Annotated in this window: 16 protein-coding genes and 1 other RNA gene; 14 read left to right on the top strand and 3 right to left on the bottom strand. The window is 44.7% G+C overall.

Annotated features, from left to right (window positions below; translation table 11 throughout):
- Positions 1-20: 20 nt before the first annotated feature.
- The 5 genes from trxB to pepC all read left to right on the top strand — a co-directional run bounded on the left by trxB (position 21) and on the right by pepC (position 5,345).
- Positions 21-935, top strand: a complete 915-nt coding sequence (gene trxB, locus O3620_RS11420) for a thioredoxin-disulfide reductase (protein ID WP_315686683.1) — start codon at positions 21-23, stop codon at positions 933-935.
- A gap of 107 nt (positions 936-1,042) precedes the next feature.
- Entirely contained in the window at positions 1,043-2,503 is a 1,461-nt protein-coding gene (locus O3620_RS11415; protein ID WP_315686681.1) for a nicotinate phosphoribosyltransferase, read from the top strand.
- The gene (gene nadE, locus O3620_RS11410) at positions 2,500-3,324 is read left to right on the top strand and encodes an ammonia-dependent NAD(+) synthetase (RefSeq protein WP_371601751.1); all 825 of its coding nucleotides are present in this window, start codon (positions 2,500-2,502) and stop codon (positions 3,322-3,324) included. The genes O3620_RS11415 and nadE overlap by 4 nt, the downstream gene beginning before the upstream one ends.
- 47 nt (positions 3,325-3,371) lie before the next feature.
- Positions 3,372-3,932 carry a GNAT family N-acetyltransferase gene (locus O3620_RS11405; RefSeq protein ID WP_371601750.1) on the top strand — a complete coding sequence of 187 codons (561 nt, stop codon included), beginning with the start codon at positions 3,372-3,374 and terminating at the stop codon, positions 3,930-3,932.
- A 78-nt stretch (positions 3,933-4,010) separates the two neighbouring features.
- A complete protein-coding gene (pepC, locus tag O3620_RS11400) occupies positions 4,011-5,345 on the top strand; it encodes an aminopeptidase C (protein ID WP_371601749.1) in 1,335 nt (444 codons plus the stop codon).
- Positions 5,346-5,422: 77 nt separating this feature from the next.
- Here pepC and pbp1a read toward each other — a convergent pair whose 3' ends face one another.
- Entirely contained in the window at positions 5,423-7,564 is a 2,142-nt protein-coding gene (pbp1a, locus tag O3620_RS11395) for a penicillin-binding protein PBP1A (RefSeq protein ID WP_002920063.1), read from the bottom strand.
- The gene (gene recU / locus O3620_RS11390) at positions 7,557-8,159 is read right to left on the bottom strand and encodes a Holliday junction resolvase RecU (protein WP_002920062.1); all 603 of its coding nucleotides are present in this window, start codon (positions 8,157-8,159) and stop codon (positions 7,557-7,559) included. The genes pbp1a and recU overlap by 8 nt, the downstream gene beginning before the upstream one ends.
- Before the next feature lie 67 nt (positions 8,160-8,226).
- Between recU and O3620_RS11385 the strand changes: the two genes are divergently transcribed.
- The 5 genes from O3620_RS11385 to O3620_RS11365 all read left to right on the top strand — a co-directional run bounded on the left by O3620_RS11385 (position 8,227) and on the right by O3620_RS11365 (position 12,485).
- On the top strand, positions 8,227-8,754 hold the full coding sequence (locus O3620_RS11385) for a DUF1273 domain-containing protein (RefSeq protein WP_371601748.1): 528 nt from the start codon (positions 8,227-8,229) through the stop codon (positions 8,752-8,754).
- A gap of 71 nt (positions 8,755-8,825) precedes the next feature.
- Entirely contained in the window at positions 8,826-9,188 is a 363-nt protein-coding gene (gene gpsB / locus O3620_RS11380; protein WP_023917285.1) for a cell division regulator GpsB, read from the top strand.
- A 22-nt stretch (positions 9,189-9,210) separates the two neighbouring features.
- Positions 9,211-9,578, top strand: an RNA gene (gene rnpB / locus O3620_RS11375) — RNase P RNA component class B.
- 285 nt (positions 9,579-9,863) lie between these two features.
- Positions 9,864-11,018 (top strand): class I SAM-dependent RNA methyltransferase, encoded by a 1,155-nt coding sequence (locus O3620_RS11370; RefSeq protein ID WP_371601747.1) that lies wholly within the window; start codon positions 9,864-9,866, stop codon positions 11,016-11,018.
- A gap of 12 nt (positions 11,019-11,030) precedes the next feature.
- Positions 11,031-12,485, top strand: a complete 1,455-nt coding sequence (locus tag O3620_RS11365; RefSeq protein ID WP_002920060.1) for a cell division site-positioning protein MapZ family protein — start codon at positions 11,031-11,033, stop codon at positions 12,483-12,485.
- A 65-nt stretch (positions 12,486-12,550) separates the two neighbouring features.
- Here O3620_RS11365 and O3620_RS11360 read toward each other — a convergent pair whose 3' ends face one another.
- The gene (locus O3620_RS11360; RefSeq protein WP_002893508.1) at positions 12,551-13,033 is read right to left on the bottom strand and encodes an S-ribosylhomocysteine lyase; all 483 of its coding nucleotides are present in this window, start codon (positions 13,031-13,033) and stop codon (positions 12,551-12,553) included.
- 364 nt (positions 13,034-13,397) lie between these two features.
- Here O3620_RS11360 and O3620_RS11355 point away from each other — a divergent pair, with 364 nt between their 5' ends.
- From O3620_RS11355 to O3620_RS11340, 4 genes are all read left to right on the top strand, one after another.
- Positions 13,398-15,011: a ribonuclease Y gene (locus O3620_RS11355; RefSeq protein ID WP_002893506.1), complete on the top strand. Its 1,614-nt coding sequence runs from the start codon at positions 13,398-13,400 to the stop codon at positions 15,009-15,011.
- Positions 15,012-15,196: 185 nt separating this feature from the next.
- Positions 15,197-15,829: a guanylate kinase gene (gene gmk, locus O3620_RS11350; protein WP_002920059.1), complete on the top strand. Its 633-nt coding sequence runs from the start codon at positions 15,197-15,199 to the stop codon at positions 15,827-15,829.
- Positions 15,830-15,854: 25 nt separating this feature from the next.
- Positions 15,855-16,169 carry a DNA-directed RNA polymerase subunit omega gene (gene rpoZ / locus O3620_RS11345; RefSeq protein WP_002893503.1) on the top strand — a complete coding sequence of 105 codons (315 nt, stop codon included), beginning with the start codon at positions 15,855-15,857 and terminating at the stop codon, positions 16,167-16,169.
- Between the two features lie 60 nt (positions 16,170-16,229).
- A complete protein-coding gene (locus O3620_RS11340) occupies positions 16,230-18,617 on the top strand; it encodes a primosomal protein N' (protein WP_371601746.1) in 2,388 nt (795 codons plus the stop codon).
- Positions 18,618-18,665: the final 48 nt, after the last annotated feature.

Here is an 18,665-nt window from a genome sequence, read left to right as displayed (position 1 = left end):
AACAAGGAGAAAGAAGAGTTATGTACGATACAATTATTATTGGAGCTGGACCTGCCGGCATGACAGCTGCCCTCTATGCAGCCCGCAGCAACCTAAAAGTTGCCCTGCTGGAGCGTGGTATTCCTGGTGGTCAGATGAATAATACTGCTGACATTGAAAACTATCCAGGCTATGCCAATATCAGCGGTCCTGAGCTAGCAGAGAAAATGTTTGAACCTCTGGAGAACCTGGGTGTTGAACATTTATTTGGCCTAGTAGAAAAAATTGAAGACCGAGGCGATTTTAAGGAAATCATCACAGAAGATGAGCGTTTTGAAACTAAAACAGTCATCATTGCTTCTGGTGCCAATCATCGTCATCTGGGGGTTCCTGGTGAGGAAGACTACAACAGCCGCGGGGTTTCCTACTGTGCGGTCTGTGATGGCGCCTTCTTCCGTGATGAAGACCTGCTGGTTGTCGGTGGTGGCGACTCAGCTGTTGAGGAGGCTATTTTCCTGACGCGCTTTGCAAAAAGTGTGACCATTGTTCACCGTCGAGATGAGCTGCGAGCACAAAAAGTGCTGCAGGATCGCGCCTTTGCCAACGAAAAGATTCGCTTTGTCTGGGATTCTGTGGTGGAAAGTATCCATGGTGATGAGCGCAAAGTGACAGGCGTAACCTTCAAGAATGTCAAGACAGGTGAGGTTAGTCAGGCAGAGTTTGGCGGTATCTTTATCTATGTTGGCCTAGATCCAGTTAGTGAATTTGCTGCGGACTTGGGCATCACTGATGAGGCTGGCTGGATTCTGACGGATCATCAGATGAAGACGTCAGTAGCCGGTATTTACGCTGTTGGTGATGTTCGCCAGAAAGACCTGCGCCAGATTACGACGGCTGTTGGCGATGGTGCTATTGCCAGTCAGGAAGCCTACAAATACCTTACAGAGCAAGCATAAAAATATAAGCTAAGCAAGTGTGTCTATTCAAGTGAGTTGACAGGATTTGCTTAGCTTTTTTGGAATTATGATATAATAAAAGGTATCTAGCATAAAGGAGCAAGAAGATGTACCCAGATGATAGTTTAACTCTGCACACTGATTTGTACCAAATCAACATGATGCAGGTTTATTTCAAGCAAAATATTCACAACAAGCGTGCAGTTTTTGAAGTTTTTTTCCGTAAAAATCCTTTTAATAACGGCTACGCAGTTTTTGCGGGCTTGGAAAGAATTATTTCCTATCTCAATAATCTGACATTCAGCCAGAGCGATTTAGATTATTTGCAATCCTTGGGCTATCACGGAGAGTTTCTGGATTATTTGCGAAATCTCAAGATGAGCCTGACCGTAAGGTCTGTTCAGGAAGGTGATTTGGTTTTTGCCAATGAACCAATCGTGCAGGTGGAAGGTCCACTGGCTCAGTGTCAGCTGGTTGAGACTGCTCTGCTCAATATCGTTAATTTTCAGACCCTGATTGCTACCAAGGCAGCCCGTATACGCTCTGTCATCGAAGATGAACCTCTGATGGAGTTCGGTACGCGCCGGGCCCAGGAAATGGATGCTGCTATTTGGGGGACTAGGGCAGCGGTGATTGGCGGAGCGAACGGTACCAGTAATGTCCGGGCTGGCAAGCTCTTTGATATTCCAGTCTTGGGAACGCATGCCCATGCTCTCGTTCAAGTCTATGGAAATGATTATGATGCCTTTAAAGCTTATGCTGAGACTCATCATAACTGTGTTTTCTTAGTAGATACCTATGATACATTGCGTTTGGGTGTTCCGGCAGCCATTCGGGTGGCGCGTGAGCTAGGAGACAAGATTAAGTTTCTGGGTGTCCGTATTGATTCGGGAGACCTTGCCTATATTTCTAAGAAAGTTCGGCAGCAATTAGATGAAGCTGGCTTCCCTGATGCTAAGATTTATGCGTCCAATGATCTGGACGAAAATACCATTCTCAACTTGAAAATGCAAAAAGCCAAGATTGATGTCTGGGGTGTGGGAACCAAGCTCATTACGGCCTATGACCAGCCGGCTTTAGGAGCAGTTTATAAGATTGTTGCTATTGAAGATGAGACTGGAGAATTACGCAATACCATCAAGTTGTCCAATAATGCTGAAAAGGTTTCGACCCCAGGCAAGAAACAGGTTTGGCGCATTACCAGTCGCGAAAAAGAGAAGTCTGAGGGAGACTACATTACCTATGACGGCCTTGATGTCAATGGCTTGGAAGAGCTGGAAATGTTCCATCCGACCTATACCTATATCAATAAAACGGTCAAAAATTTTGATGCCGTACCGCTTTTGGTGGAGATTTTCCAAGAAGGGAATTTGGTCTATGCTCAGCCGACCTTAACTGAAATTCAAGCCTATGCCCGTAAGGAATTTGATAAACTTTGGGACGAGTACAAGCGGGTTCTCAATCCACAAGATTATCCAGTTGACCTGGCTAGAGATATTTGGCAGGATAAGATGGACTTGATTGACCAGATGCGCAAGAAAGCCTACCAGACAGGAGCAGAAAAATGAGTCTACAAGAAGAAATCATCGCTCAATTGGGCGTCAAACCAGTGATTGATCCGGAGGAAGAAATCCGCAAGTCGGTGGACTTTCTCAAGGCCTATCTGAGGAAGCATTCTTTTTTGAAAACTTATGTTTTGGGAATTTCTGGTGGTCAGGATTCAACCTTGGCTGGCCGCTTGGCTCAGCTGGCTGTAGAGGAAATGCGGGCTGAGAGTGGCGATGATGGCTATCGCTTTATTGCCGTCCGCCTGCCTTACGGTGTTCAGGCAGATGAAGATGATGCGCAAAAGGCTCTGGCTTTTATCCAGCCCGATGTCAGTCTGACAGTCAATATCAAGGAATCTGCTGATGCCATGACAAAGGCTGTGGAGGCAACGGGTGCCACAGTCTCTGATTTTAACAAGGGTAATATCAAGGCTCGTAGCCGTATGATTGCCCAGTATGCTTTGGCTGGTTCATACAGTGGGGCTGTCATTGGGACGGATCATGCAGCAGAAAATGTCACAGCCTTTTTCACCAAGTTTGGGGATGGCGGAGCAGATATCTTACCACTTTACCGTCTCAATAAGCGGCAAGGCAAGCAGCTTTTGGCTGCCTTAGGAGCGGATCCGGCCCTCTATGAAAAGGTGCCGACGGCTGACTTGGAAGAAGAAAAACCTGGGATTGCGGATGAAGTCGCTCTAGGCGTGGCCTACAATGAAATTGATGACTATCTCGAAGGCAAGTCCGTTTCAGCCCAAGCCCAAGAAACTATTGAGTCTTGGTGGCATAAAGGCCAGCATAAACGGCATTTGCCGATTACAGTTTTTGATGAATTTTGGAAGTGAAAATCTCTATCGAATCTTTTTAGTCCGAGCCAAGAAATGAGGAAGCTATGAAAAAGATAGGTACACAGTCTTTTGAAACCAAACGTCTTTTGTTAAGACCTTTTCTGGAATCGGATGCTCAAGCTATGTATGACAACTGGGCTTCTCGTCCGGATAATTTGCTGCATGTGACCTGGGATGCTCACGAGAGTCCTGAAGTCACCAAACAGTCTATTGCTCGCTGGGTTGAGAATTATCAAAACATGGATTTTTACAAGTGGGGCATCTGTCTGAAAGAAAATCCTGATTCTGTAATCGGTGACATCAGTGTGGTGGACATGGATGAGGCAGTTAATGCTTGCGAGGTCGGTTATATTTTAAGTAAAGACTACTGGGGGCAGGGGCTGATGACAGAAGCTTTGAAAGCTGTTTTAATCTATCTCTTGCAAGACGCAGGATTCAATCGTGTCACAGCAAGATTTGTAACAGCCAATCCAGCTTCTGGGCGTGTTATGGCTAAAGCTGGCATGAGCTACGAAGGCACTTTCCGTCAGGCTGTATTTCATAAAGGACAAGTCAAAGATGTTTCCGTCTATGGAATCCTAAGATCCGATTTAGAAAAAGGCTAGGACTCTTTTGTCCAGCCTTTTTACTTGCGCTCCTTTTTTAAAGTTCTATAATAGATGTATAATGACAAGGAGGATTCTATGCATTCGTTAGAACAAAATTTCACAGATAAGCTGTATGCTGCTTATGAGGCCAATCCCAAGTTTGCAGCAATGGAAAATGCCATCAGTCACAATGGCCTTTTGGCTTCCTTAGAGAAGCGAAGCGCTGCCGTGGAAAATACACCTGTCTTTTCACTGGATCTCACTAAGGACAAGGTTAGTGACCAGAAAGCTTCAGGGCGCTGTTGGATGTTTGCAGCTCTTAATACTTTCCGCCACAAGATGATTGCGGGTTTCCAACTGGAGGATTTTGAGCTATCTCAAGCCCATACCTTCTTTTGGGATAAATATGAAAAATCCAACTGGTTCTTGGAGCAGGTGATTGCGACAGCTGACCAAGAATTGACTAGCCGTAAGGTCAAGTTTCTCTTAGATACGCCTCAGCAGGATGGTGGTCAATGGGATATGGTCGTGGCGCTTTTTGAGAAATACGGCGTCGTGCCTAAGTCAGTCTATCCAGAGTCAATTTCTTCCAGCAACAGCCGTGAGCTCAATCAGATTCTCAATAAGCTCCTGCGTCAGGATGCACAGATTTTGCGAGAATTAGTGGCAGAGGGTTCAAACTCTGCTGAACTTCAGACCAAGAAAGAAGAACTTCTCCAGGAAGTCTTCAACTTCCTAGCTATGAATTTAGGCTTGCCGCCTCGCCGGTTTGACTTTTCTTATCGAGATAAAGACAATCATTTCCATAGTGAGAGCGGATTGACACCTCTGACTTTTTATCAAAAATATGTCGATCTCAAGTTAGATGACTATGTCTCTATCATTAATGCGCCGACTGCAGACAAGCCTTATGGTCGGTCCTATACGGTTGAGATGTTGGGCAATGTCGTTGGAAGTAAGCCGGTTCGTTATTTGAATGTTGAAATGAACCGACTAAAAGAGCTGGCTATTGCTCAAATGCAGGCTGGCGAAACCGTTTGGTTTGGCTCGGATGTTGCTCAGTCTAGCAATCGTAAGGCCGGTGTTATGGCTGAGGGGATGCACGATTTCACTGCCAGCATGGATATTCGACTAACTCAGGATAAGGCTGGCCGCTTGGACTATAGCGAAAGCCTCATGACCCACGCCATGGTCTTGACAGGAGTGGACTTGGATGAAAATGACAAAGCTAAGAAATGGAAGGTCGAAAACTCTTGGGGTGAAAAGGTTGGTAATAAGGGCTATTTCGTAGCCAGTGACGCTTGGATGGACGAATATACCTATCAAATCGTCGTCCGAAAGGAGTTTCTGACAGCCGCAGAATTAGCTGCATATGAAGCAGAGCCTCTTGTCTTATCTCCCTGGGATCCCATGGGAGCTTTGGCAAAGTAAGCTTTGATGAGAGAATAAGAAAAGAGTAAGAATTTTTCATTCTTACTCTTTTAGTTTATATTTTAATCTTCGTCACTCTAGTCATCTCCACCGTTACCGGAAGATGAGTCGCTGTGGTTAGAAGAGTTATTGTTTGAATCACCAGAATGCTCACTGGAAGCTGATGTGTCAGAGCTAGCTTCTGTACTGTAACTGCTATAGCTAGAATAGTTATAGTACTGCTGGTTATTGTAGTAACGGTTATAGCCAGTACCACTGTTGAGGTAGACATAAGAGCCACTGCGGTAGAGACCATCTGGCATTTCCCAATCTTCTGAAGCAGAGCCGTCTTGAGCTAGGTAAAGCATCATTTCGCGGTAGACATCTGTTGCAACCTTAACCCCGTCATCAAGAATTGGTGTCAGGCGGTTAGAGTAGCCGGTCCAAACAGCCATTGAATACTTAGGCGTGTAACCAACGAAGAGCTCGTCAGGTGTAACAATGCTAGAATAGTAGTAAGGCTTGGTCAACTTAGCTAATTCATCGTCAGCATAGTTGGAGGTACCGGTCTTACCGGCCTGATAAACACCAGAAATAGCAGCGTTTGTACCTGTACCAGACTGCAAGACTGTTTTCATCATATCGGTCATCATGTAGGCTGTCGTTTCCTTCATAGCCTTGGAACCATTGTTGGAGAAGGTCTTCTCCGTTCCGTCACTGAAGACGACGCGATTGACATACTGAGGTTTGTAGTAAGTACCGCCATTGGCAAAAGCAGCATAGGCAGCAGCCATTTTTTCACTGCTGGCTCCGTACTCGTTACCGGATTTGCTGGTATTACTTGAAAAGGCATTAACATAAAACATTTCAGGATAGTTAATCCCAATACGATTTAGGAACTTGAGAGACTCATCCAGACCAACTGCTTCCAGCGTTTTCACGGCAGGAACGTTCCGGGATTCCTGAATAGCGTATTGAATCGTCATCCCGCCATAATATTTCTTATCCCAGTTGTAGACGGGTGTGCTGGAATACGGGAAGTTATATGGAGCATCTGTGATAGGAGCAGCTGTCGAAGTATAGACTTCATTTTCCAGAGCTGGAGCATAATCGGTGATTGGCTTCATTGTTGAACCGAAGTCGCGGTTGGTTTCAACAGCTTGGTTGGTACCAAAGGATACGTTGGTAGATTGGTTACGAGAACCGAGCTGGGCAATGACTTTACCAGTTTGCACATCCATAACGGTGGACGCAACCTGCATTTCGTCATCTGGATAAGCTACATAGTCTCCTGTGTTGTAAATATCCCAGAGTTTCTTTTGGGCATCAGTGTTGACATTTGTATAGACTTCCATACCAGTTGTCAGGACATTATAGCCAGTCTCTTCTTCTACTTGCTCAATTACTTCCTTAAGATAATTGTCCATGTAAGCAGGATAGCTAGTGGAAGCTTTCAAACTTTGAAGTCCGTCGGTTACAGGGGTATTCTTGGCTTGCTCATACTGTTCATCTGTGATGTACTTGAGATCATGCATCTCACGAAGTACCAGATTACGACGGTTGGTCGCAGCCTCTGGGTGAGTGTAAGGGTCATATTGGTTAGGTGCCTGAGGCATACCTGCCAGTAGAGCCGTTTGGTGTAAGCTCAAGTCTTTTAGGTCCTTGCCATAGTAGCTTCGGGCTGCTGTCTGCATACCGTAGTTACTGTTAGACATGTAGACTTTGTTGACATAATAGGTCAAGATTTGCTGCTTGGTTGCTTTACGCTCAAGCTGAGCGGCCAGCCAAGCTTCTTGGATTTTACGTGAAAGGGTCGCGTCCGAAGAAGAAGTTGAGAAATAAGACAGCTTAATCAACTGCTGGGTCAGAGTTGAACCCCCTTGACGGCCTCCGCCACGGATGTTACTGATAAGGGCACCTGCAATCCGAATAAAGTCCACCCCGCGGTGGTTGAAGAAGCGATGGTCTTCGATGGCGACAATAGCGTTAACCAAATCCGTAGGTATTTCACTAGTTTCAGCATTGACCCGCTTTTCAGCGCCTAGGTCCGCAATCAAATTGTTATTGCTGTCAAAAATCTTACTGGATGTGGTCGCGATGAGGTCTTTTTCAGAAAGCTTAGGAGCCTTGACTGCATAGTAGGTAAATACCAAACAGCCAATCACGAATCCAATCATAAGCAGGGTTATAAGTGCACTTGCAAGATATTTCAAAGCCTGCATAAGAGTTTGTTTATTCATTTATAATACCACCTAGTAGTTTTTGTTCGATAATTTCAAGATAAGGGATGCTGGGAAGCTGCTGCATTTCAATCGGATAGCCATGCTCTTGAATGTAAGTTAGAGGCATGGACTTCCCTCCCTTGTCGATCTTGTAAAACTCAATTAAATAAGAAGCGGGAAGTAGGTAAGTCTCCCTTAAGCTGGAAAAATGCAGTAAGACAAAACAGATGCCCTTTTGCTCAAGGACTGCCTCCATATGCTCAATCTGATGCGAATGAAAATTTTTCATGGGCATCGATTTTTTCTGTCGGGTTTCCTTGGCTTCAAAGTCAATATAATGGCCCTTGTAGACACCAGAATAGTCTGTTGTGGAAGCTTGCCGAAAGTAAGCCTCTACAATCTTGGCTCGGCTACGGTGCGGATAATCAACCTTGACAATCTGAATGGGGGTAGGCTTTTTATGGATGACTGCGAGTCCTCTGCTTAGATAGTAGTTGTTGGATTCGTTGATCATCTTTTCAAAAGACATCCCACGATTGGCAAAGTTAATCATGCCGGGAACTGGCCTATTGATACTGCTTTTTGCCTTTAGCTTATGCGGATAGTTGACCATAAAACTCCTTATTGGTACAATAGCATCACTCTATTATACCACAAAAAACTTTTTTAAGGGAGAATAAATGACCAGTCTACTAATAACAGGCTACAAAGCCTTTGAAATCGGCATTTCGACGGAAAAAGATATGAGAATAAAAATTATAAAAGAAGCCGCTAAGAGGGACTTAATCCGTTTTTTGGAAGATGGAGTAGATTGGCTGGTTTTTATGGGCAATCTGGGCTTCGAGTCTTGGGTTTTGGATTTAGCTAATGAATTGAAAAAAGACTATGAATTTCAGACGGCAACCATCTTTCTCTTTGAGAATCAAGGTGAAAATTGGAACGAAGCCAATCAGGCAAAATTAGCTGTTTTTAAGCAGACCGATTTCGTCAAGTATGCTTATCCGACCTACCAAAATCCTAGTCAGTTTCGTGATTACAATCAATTCGTCATTCAAAATACAGACGGAGCCTACCTCTTTTATGATGAAGAACAGGAGACAAAACTGAAATATCTTTACCAAGAAATGAAAAAACAAGAACAATATTTTATCAAAAAATTAACATTTGATGACTTGAATGAAGTGGCCGAAAATTTTTCGGGAAATTAGATGATAAATCTTGATTTTTATTAGGCATTTTGTTTATAATTGAATATGATAAACTAGATTGGAGAGAGAAGATGGCAAGTATTATTTTTACAGCAAAAGATATTTTTGATCAGGATTTTAAGCGCGAAGTACGCGGCTATAGTAAGTCCGAAGTGGATGAGTTTTTGGATGATATTATCAAAGATTATGAGACTTACGCAGCCTTGGTAAAGGAGCTGCGTGAGGAAAATCGCCGTCTCAAGGAAGAGTTAGCTGCGAAGCCGGTTGAAAAAGCACCGGTTCAGCCGACTCAGCCTGTCCAATCAACACAAGCGACTCAGTCAACTGCAGAAAGCTTCCCTCAGATGACTTCTGCGACTAATTTTGATATCTTGAAGCGCTTGAACCGTCTTGAAAAGGAAGTATTCGGAAAACAAATTCTGGATCGTGAATAATGGTTCTTTTTAGAACAGTGCAATTTTTGGATAATCGCGTGGAAATTTTAGATTTTCATGAGGAAAGTCCATGCTAGCACTGGCTGTGATGCCGGTAGTGTTTGTGCTAGGCGAAGAAATAAGCCTAGGGACGGATTTTTCCGTTACGGCGACTGAAAGGGCTAAGTCTTTGGATATGTCTGATTAGGTCTGAAAGTGCCACAGTGACGTAGTTCTTCTGGAAACAGAAGAAGTGGAACGCGGTAAACCCCTCAAGCTAGCAACCCAAACTTTGGTCGGGGCATGGAGTGCGTGGAAGCGAACATAGCACTCTGACTGGAAACAGTAGACAGATGATTATCGAAGGAAATGGTACCTAGTCATTTCCGGAACAAAACATGGCTTACAGAAAATTGCATATAGGCTGAGGCTGGGACGTCAAGTCCTGTCCTCTTTAAATTTTATAATAGAATAGCAAGAGAGTGGCTGAGCGCTCTATTCTCTGCCAAGTTCAACTAGCTGTTGCTTCATTTGTCTGATGGACATTTCAAGTGCTGAGCTGGCTGATAAATGGCAGCGAAACCTTCTCAGCCCAAAATTTAAAAAGGGAGAGTGAGGAAAATCGATGTGACGAAATCACGATTTTTGTCTCACTCCCTTTGTTTGTATAGATTGGAATCCATTTAAAAAGCCAAGATGAAAGAAAAATTTAATTTAATTGCGACCGCAGCGGCAGGGCTAGAAGCTGTCGTCGGCCGTGAAATCAGAGAGCTGGGACTTGATTGTCAGGTCGAAAATGGCCGGGTTCGCTTCGAGGGTGATGTCAGTACCATTATTCAAACCAATCTCTGGCTGCGCGCGGCCGATCGGATTAAGATTGTAGTTGGCAGTTTTCCAGCTAAGACTTTTGAAGAGCTCTTTCAGGGAGTTTTTGCTCTGGATTGGGAGAATTATATACCGCTAGGAGCTAAATTTCCTATTGCCAAGGCTAAATGCGTCAAGTCAAAACTTCACAATGAGCCTAGTGTTCAGGCTATTTCTAAAAAGGCAGTTGTCAAGAAGCTGCAGAAGCATTATGCACGTCCGGAAGGGGTCCCCCTGCAGGAAAATGGAGCTGAGTTTAGGATAGAAGTTTCTATCCTAAAAGATTTAGCGACAGTCATGATTGATACGACAGGGTCCAGCCTCTTCAAACGTGGTTATCGGGCTGATAAAGGCGGTGCACCGATCAAGGAAAATATGGCAGCAGCTATTTTGCTCCTGTCCAATTGGTATCCGGATAAGCCTTTGATAGACCCGACTTGCGGATCTGGTACCTTTTGTATCGAGGCAGCCATGATAGGGATGAAGATGGCGCCGGGACTTCATCGTTCTTTTGCCTTTGAAGACTGGAATTGGGTGGATAAAGATCTGGTAGCCCAGGCTCGCTCGACTGCACTCAGTCAGATTGATCAGACCATCCAGCTGGATATTTCTGGCTCGGATATCGATGGCCGTATGGTAGAGCTAGCTCGAAAAAATGCTGAGCAAGCAGGAGTAGCAGAGCAGATTCACTTTAAGCAGATGCGTCTGCAAGATTTGCATACAGATAAGATCAACGGTGTGATTATCTCTAATCCGCCATACGGGGAGCGTCTCCTAGATGATGAGGCTGTGACTCAGCTTTATCAGGAGATGGGAGAAACTTTTGCTCCGCTCAAAACTTGGAGCAAATTTATCTTGACCAGCGATGAAGCTTTTGAAAGCAAATACGGCAGTCAGGCCGATAAAAAACGCAAACTTTATAATGGTACTTTAAAAGTTGATTTATATCAGTATTTTGGCCAGCGGGTCAAACGTCAGTTAGATTAGAAAGGATTTGCCGTGACGAAAGAAGAAAACTACTCACCGGAAGAAGAAAAGAAAGAGTCTGTCCTTGATTTTGAAGAGGCCAAGGAAATGACAGTCGGCCAAGCCACTCGTAAGAAAGAGGAGCTGGAAGCCGGTGTGAATGAAAGTGACAATGTGCTGGATAAGTATATCAAGCAGCACCGTCAGGAAATCGAAGCTGGAAAATTTGAAACCCAGAAAATCAGAAAGCTGCAGGAGCAGGAAGCCGCTCAGGCTGAGCAAGCCTCTTCTGATTTGACCGACTTCATCAAAGAAAGACGCCAAGAGGTTGAAAGTGAACAGGAGCTTCCAACAGCTCAGTCGACAGCCACTGAGACTGTAAGTGAGCCGGAAGCAGATCCAAATCCCTTAGGATCTCGCAGTCAACGCTCAGAGCAGGCGGATTCGATTGCTGCTCCCGTTCAAAAGACATCTTACGGTCCTATTCCAGAACCGCTTGATGAGGAGGAATTACAAGTTCCTAAGACACCTTTCTACAAGAAAAAAGCTTTCCTCTATCCAGTCTTAGGACTTTTAGGGATTGCTGTAGCGGGCACAGGGCTTTACTTTGCTCTGGGGCATAATTGGGGTAATAAAACAGTTATGAGCTCCAGCTCTTCAACATCGCAGTCCAGCAAAAAAAGTTCGTCTTCCTCTAGCTCTGAAAATACTGCCAAGAATTTGAAATCTTTTAATGATGAGTATGCTGCATTTTTCACAGATAGCAATCAGACAGCTGTCAAAAACAGTAAATTCGGAGACTTGGAAAAATTAAAAACCTTGCTTGAAAAGCTAAAAGGAAGCAAAGACTATGATGCAGCCAAGAGCAAGTATGATTCCTTAGTCAAGCAGATTTCGGCTATCCAAAGTGTCAATTCGCAGTTTGACGGCGGAGCTATCACTGACGGTGTCTTGAACAAGGAAGCTAAGGCGAATACAAATGCGACCTTCTCAGATGTATCAAGTGGCAATGCTAAGCTAGATGAAGTTCTGAAGGCAGCGATTGCCCAAGGACGTAGCCAACAGGTACCAACACCAGCTCCTGCTACTGATCAAGGAGGGACAGGTGCAGGTACAAGTGGCGGTTCAAGTGCATCTGCTTCTGGTTCAGGAGCTTCCAGCTCATACTCTGGCTATGGTCTTCCAAGCAATGGAGTAAACCTGCAGAGAGATCTCAGTCGTGTCCCTTATAACCAAGCAGCTATTGATGACGTCAACAATCCAGCTTGGACATTCAATCCTGGTGTTCTGGAGAAGATTTTGCAAACTTCTCGTGAGCGCGGCTACATTTCTGGAGACAACTATATTCTGGAACGCGTTAATATTATCAAAGGAAACGGCTACTACAACCTCTTCAAACCAGACGGCACCTATCTCTTCAGTATCAACTGTAAGACTGGATACTTCGTCGGAAATGGTCCGGGTCATGCTGACTCACTTGATTTCTAGTTTGTTGATGGATTTCATTATACATGCACAAAAAAAGTTCTCGATTTCGAGAACTTTTTATTGTTTTAAATCACATGGCGTTCAAAGGCATCATCAGAGATTCCTTGACTGAGAATAAGTTTAGCCCATTCTTTGGCTGAGAAGAGGCTGTGATCCTTGTAGTTTCCGCAGGATTCAATGGTTGTTCCAGGGACATCTTCCCAGCTAGTTGACTCAGCGATTTCTTCCAGACAGGATTTGATGACCTGAGCAATCTGGCTGGAGCTGTGTTGGCCCCACATAATCATGTGAAAACCAGTGCGACAGCCAAAAGGTGAGCAATCAATCATACCATCAATGCGCTTGCGAATCAGCATGGCCAGCAAATGCTCGATGGTATGCAGACCGGCTGTCGGGATTGAATCTTCATTCGGCTGAACCAGACGGATATCAAAATTGGAAATGATGTCGCCTTTAGGGCCAGTTTCTTCTCCGATAAGGCGGACATAAGGCGCTTTGACAATGGTGTGATCCAGCTCAAAGCTTTCGACGATAACTTCTTTAGACATGGTTTCTCCTTTACAATGTAGTGAGTGCGAGAAGGTTTTTCTAGTGATATCAAGCCATAGGTTTGTCTTGTTAGTTAAGAAAAAGCCAGTCTCATATGCATCTTTTCTTCTCTGATTATAGCATAAAAAATTTTTATTTGGGAATAAAGTTTGCGTCTTAAAGGAATGAAAAATTTGAACAATCTTGCTTATGGTTTGAAAATATTTTGGTGCTCAGGCTTCTACAAACTTTGAAGATTTTGTCTCTAAAAAATGGACAAAAGCTTTCTTGTTTTTCAAAAAATAGGTTTGTGAATTTTTTAGATTTGTGATAGAATAGTATGGAATTTTGAATTCAACAATTAAATAGATTTGGAGTAAAAACATGGACCTATTTCCTATAATTATGTCTGTTTTTGCTGCCATCATTGGTTTAGTGATTGGATATGTAAGTGTCTCGGCTAAGATGAAATCATCTAAAGAAGCTGCAGAGCTTACTCTTTTAAATGCTGAACAAGAAGCAACCAATTTACGCGGACAAGCTGAACGCGAAGCTGATTTGATTGTCAAAGAAGCCAAGCGGGAAACAAGTTCGCTTAAAAAAGAAGCACTTTTGGAGGCAAAAGAAGAAGCCAGAAAATATCGTGAACAAGTTGATGCAGAATTTAAGTCTGAACGTCAAGAGTTGAAACAAATCGAAAGCCGCTTGACAGAGCGCGCTTCTACCCTTGACCGCAAAGACGATAATTTAAGCAACAAAGAAAAGGCTTTGGAGCAAAAAGAACAAAGTCTCTCAGATAAATCTAAACACATTGATGCGCGTGAAGAACAAGTAGCGGAACTTGAAAAGCAGAAGGCAGCAGAGCTGGAGAGAGTTGCTTCGCTATCGCAGACAGAAGCGCGTGATATTATTTTGACGCAGACCGAGGACAAGCTTTCTAAAGAGATTGCGACTAGGATTCGGGATGCGGAGCAAGATATCAAAGAGCGGTCTGACAAGGTTGCGAAGAATATCTTGGTCCAAGCCATGCAGCGTATTGCCGGAGATTATGTCGCTGAGCAAACCAACTCAACGGTGCATCTGCCAGATGACAGTATGAAGGGTCGGATTATTGGCCGTGAAGGTCGCAATATCCGGACTTTTGAAAGTCTGACTGGTATTGATGTCATCATTGACGATACGCCTGAAGTAGTCACTCTCTCAGGTTTTGATCCGATTCGTCGCGAAATTGCTCGTATGACCATGGAAGCACTCTTGAAAGACGGTCGTATTCACCCAGCCCGCATCGAGGAGTTGGTTGAGAAGAACCGTCTGGAAATTGACAATCGCATCCGTGAGTACGGGGAAGCCGCAGCTTATGAAATCGGAGCACCTAACCTGCATCCTGATCTGATGAAAATCATGGGTCGTTTGCAGTTCCGTACTTCTTATGGCCAGAACGTCCTGCGTCACTCTATTGAAGTTGCCAAGCTTTCCGGCATCATTGCTGCTGAGTTGGGTGAAAATGCCAATTTAGCCCGCCGTGCTGGATTTCTCCATGATATTGGTAAGTCTATTGACCGTGAGGTTGAAGGCAGCCACGTGGAAATCGGGACAGAACTGGCTCGTAAGTACAAGGAGCATCCAGTCGTTGTTAATACCATTGCCAGCCACCACGGAGATGTGGAAGCAGAAAGTGTCATTGCTGTTATCGTAGCTGCAGCAGACGCACTCAGTGCTGCTCGGCCGGGTGCCCGCAGTGAATCTCTGGAAAGCTATATCAAGCGTCTCCAAGATTTGGAAGAAATCGCTAATAGTTTCAAGGGTGTCAAGAACAGCTTTGCTTTACAAGCCGGCCGTGAAATCCGGATTATGGTTCAGCCGGACAAGATTAAGGATGACAAGATTACGATTTTGGCGCACGATGTGCGTGAAAAGATCGAAAACAACTTGGAATATCCGGGCAATATCAAGGTAACGGTTATCCGTGAGATGCGAGCCGTTGACTACGCAAAATAAAGAAGAAATGCAGTCTGGTAACAGATTGCTTTTTTCTTGAATGTTCTGCTGGCCTATTTGTTTTCCGTATGATTGCTTGCTTATTTTTCTATTTTCTCAAAATTCTAGACACATACATTTCTTCCTATCCTCTTGAAATATCAGTCTAATTTTGTTACACTAGATAGAAAGACTGTGAAGGAGACATGATGACGGAACGAGGCTTACTAATCGTCTTTTCTGGTCCCTCTGGTGTAGGAAAAGGGACTGTTAGACGAGAAATTTTTGAAAGCACTGATAACCAATTCCAGTACTCGGTATCCATGACGACTCGTCCTCAGCGTCCAGGTGAAGTGGATGGAGTTGACTATTTCTTCCGCACTCGCGGGGAGTTTGAAGAGTTGATTCGCCAGGGCCAGATGCTGGAGTATGCAGAGTATGTAGGAAACTACTACGGGACGCCTCTGACTTATGTCAATGAAACGCTGGATAAAGGTATTGATGTCTTCCTAGAGATTGAGGTTCAGGGAGCTTTGCAAGTCAAGAAAAAAGTTCCAGATGCCGTTTTTATTTTTTTGACTCCTCCAGACTTAGAAGAACTTAAAGACCGCTTGGTCGGACGTGGGACAGACAGTGCGGAGATTATCGCCCAGCGCATTGAAAAGGCCAAAGAAGAAATTGCCCTCATGCGCGAGTATGATTATGCCATTGTCAATGATCAGGTGCCGCTGGCTGCCGACCGTGTAAAGCGCGTGATTGAAGCAGAGCATTTCCGAGTAGACCGTGTTATCGGCCGTTATCAGGACATGCTTCCAAAAAATGAAACGATTATTCGATAGAAAGTTAGAAATTAGGTAGAAAATTATGATGTTAAAACCGTCTATTGACACTTTGCTGGACAAGGTTCCGTCAAAGTATTCCTTGGTTATTTTAGAAGCTAAGCGCGCGCATGAGCTTGAAGCTGGAGCTCCCGCTACGCAGGAATTCAAGTCTGTCAAATCCACTCTTCGTGCTTTGGAAGAAATTGAATCCGGTAATGTTGTTATCCATCCAGATCCAGAAGGCAAGCGCGAGGCAGTTCGTCGTCGAGCAGAAGAAGAGCGCCTGCGTAAAGAAGAAGAAGAACGCAAGATTAAAGAGCAAATCGCTAAAGAAAAAGAAGAAGGTGAGAAGATTTAAGGTTGGGGATGCTCAATCTTATTTTTTCTGTAATGATGTTTAGGAAAGTGGGGTGAGAATATGAAGGTGGCAAAGATTATTGTGGATGTTCCTCTGATGCAGACGGACAAGCCCTATAGTTATGCTATTCCAGAAGAGTTTGCAGGAATGCTGACAGCTGGCATGCGAGTCCATGTCCCTTTTGGGCAGGGAAATCGCCTGATTCAGGGGATTGTGGTCGGCTTTGATGAGACGGGAGGCCAAGAAGAGCTGAAGGAAATTGCAGAAGTCCTTGATTTCAGTCCCGTGCTGAATCAGGAACAGCTCTGGCTGGCGGACGAGCTGCGCAAGTCAGTCTTTTCTTATAAGATTAGCCTTTTAAAGGCCATGTTGCCTAGTCTTCTCAACTCCAGCTATGATAAACTGCTCTATCCGACAGAGCTGCTGAATGATGAGGAACGCTCAGCTATCTTTGGTCAGGAGGACAGTCTTCGCTTCTCTGATTTGGACAAGAAAAGTCAGGCCAAGCTGATGCGACTGACCCAGACTGGCCGCATTCGACTGGAGTATCAGGCGACGGACAAGAAGCATATTAAGACTGAGAAATGGTATCAGATCAATCATGCCGCTCTGCAAAATCAAGATCTTCCCCGACAGGCCAAGAAAAAACAAGCATTAAAAGAAGTCTTGCTAGAGCAGCAAGATAGCCGGCTCTTGGCTGATTTGCGAGAAAACTTTTCGCGGGATATTATTAATTACTTTATCAAAGAAAATCTAATTAGCATTGAGGATAGAGAAATCAGCCGTTCTGCTGCTTATTTCCAAAAGGAGCGTCAGCAGCAAAGTCTGACCTTAAATGATGAACAAGCCGCAGCGGTTGCAGCAATCACTCAGAAAATTGGTCAGAGTCATTCTCAGCCAGTTCTTTTAGAAGGGGTTACGGGCAGTGGGAAGACCGAAGTTTACCTACAGGTCATCGCAGAGGCACTGGCCCAAGGCAAGACCGCTATCATGCTGGTTCCGGAGATTTCTCTGACTCCGCAGGTTACTGACCGCTTTATTTCTAGATTTGGCGACCAAGTTGCTATTTTGCATTCAGGCCTGTCTGACGGTGAGAAATATGATGAGTGGCGTAAGGTGGAGCGAGGAGCTGCTCAGGTTGTTGTAGGCGCGCGTTCAGCTATTTTTGCTCCGCTGACAAATATTGGAGCCATCATCATTGATGAAGAGCATGAATCCTCCTATAAGCAGGATTCCAATCCTCGCTATCATGCCAGAGAGGTGGCTCTCCTGCGAGCTCAGTACAATCAAGCTGTTTTAGTGCTGGGGTCGGCGACTCCGAGCCTGGAGAGCCGTGCTCGAGCAAGCCGTGGTGTCTATGATTTTCAGTTGCTCAGTAAGCGTGCCAATCCGCTGGCGCAGATTCCTCAAGTGGAAGTGGTGGATTTTCGGGATTATATCGGGCAGCATGAGGCCAGTAATTTCACCCCAGTCCTGCTAGAGGCTATTCAAGATCGTCTGGATAAGGGAGAGCAGACGGTTCTCATGCTTAATAGGCGGGGGTATTCCAGCTTTGTCATGTGTCGGGAATGCGGGACTGTTGACAGCTGTCCTAACTGTGATATTTCTCTGACCCTGCATATGGACACCAAGACCATGAACTGCCACTATTGTGGTCTTACTAAGAATATTCCTCAGAGTTGTCCTAACTGTGCCAGCCGCAGCATCCGCTATTATGGCACTGGGACGCAGAAAGCTTATGATGAGCTGGTTCAGCTCTTTCCACAGGCTCGCATTTTGAGGATGGATGTAGATACGACACGTAAGAAAGGCAGTCATGAAGCCATTTTAGAAAGCTTTGGTCAGGGTCAGGCAGATATTCTCTTAGGCACTCAGATGATTGCCAAGGGATTGGATTTTCCAAACGTAACGCTAGTTGGCGTTCTCAATGCAGACACAGCTCTTAATCTGCCGGACTTTCGCTCTTCAGAACGAACTTTCCAGTTGCTGACTCAGGTGGCCGGCCGTGCTGGACGAGCTGAAAAGGCTGGTCAGGTTTTTATCCAGTCCTACAATCCTCATCATTATGCCATTGAATTTGCCAAGCGGCAGGATTATGAAGGTTTTTATGCTTATGAAATGGGAATCCGCCGGCAGCTAGGTTATCCGCCTTATTACTTTACGGTCGGTCTAACCCTGTCGCACAAGGATGAAGAGACAGCAGTGCGAAAAGCTTATGAAGTTATGGATATTCTGCGAAGCGGTCTGTCAGAAAAAGTGCAAATTCTAGGTCCAATGCCGAAGCCCATTGCCCGCACCCACAATCTCTATCATTATCAGATTCTGCTCAAATATCGCTTTGAGGACAAGCTGCAGGCGACACTAAATCAAGTCTTGGACTGGACACAGAATCGGGACAATAAAGATTTACGCCTGACAATTGATAATGAACCACAAAATTTTATGTAAAGCTTTTTAGGCGAGATTAAGGTTGTTGCAGACGACTTCTGATATAAT

The sequence above is a fragment of the Streptococcus sp. 27098_8_134 genome, assembly GCF_041431675.1.
GTDB classification, from domain to species: Bacteria; Bacillota; Bacilli; order Lactobacillales; family Streptococcaceae; genus Streptococcus; species Streptococcus sanguinis_R.
This window is presented reverse-complemented; position numbering and strand designations above follow the sequence as displayed.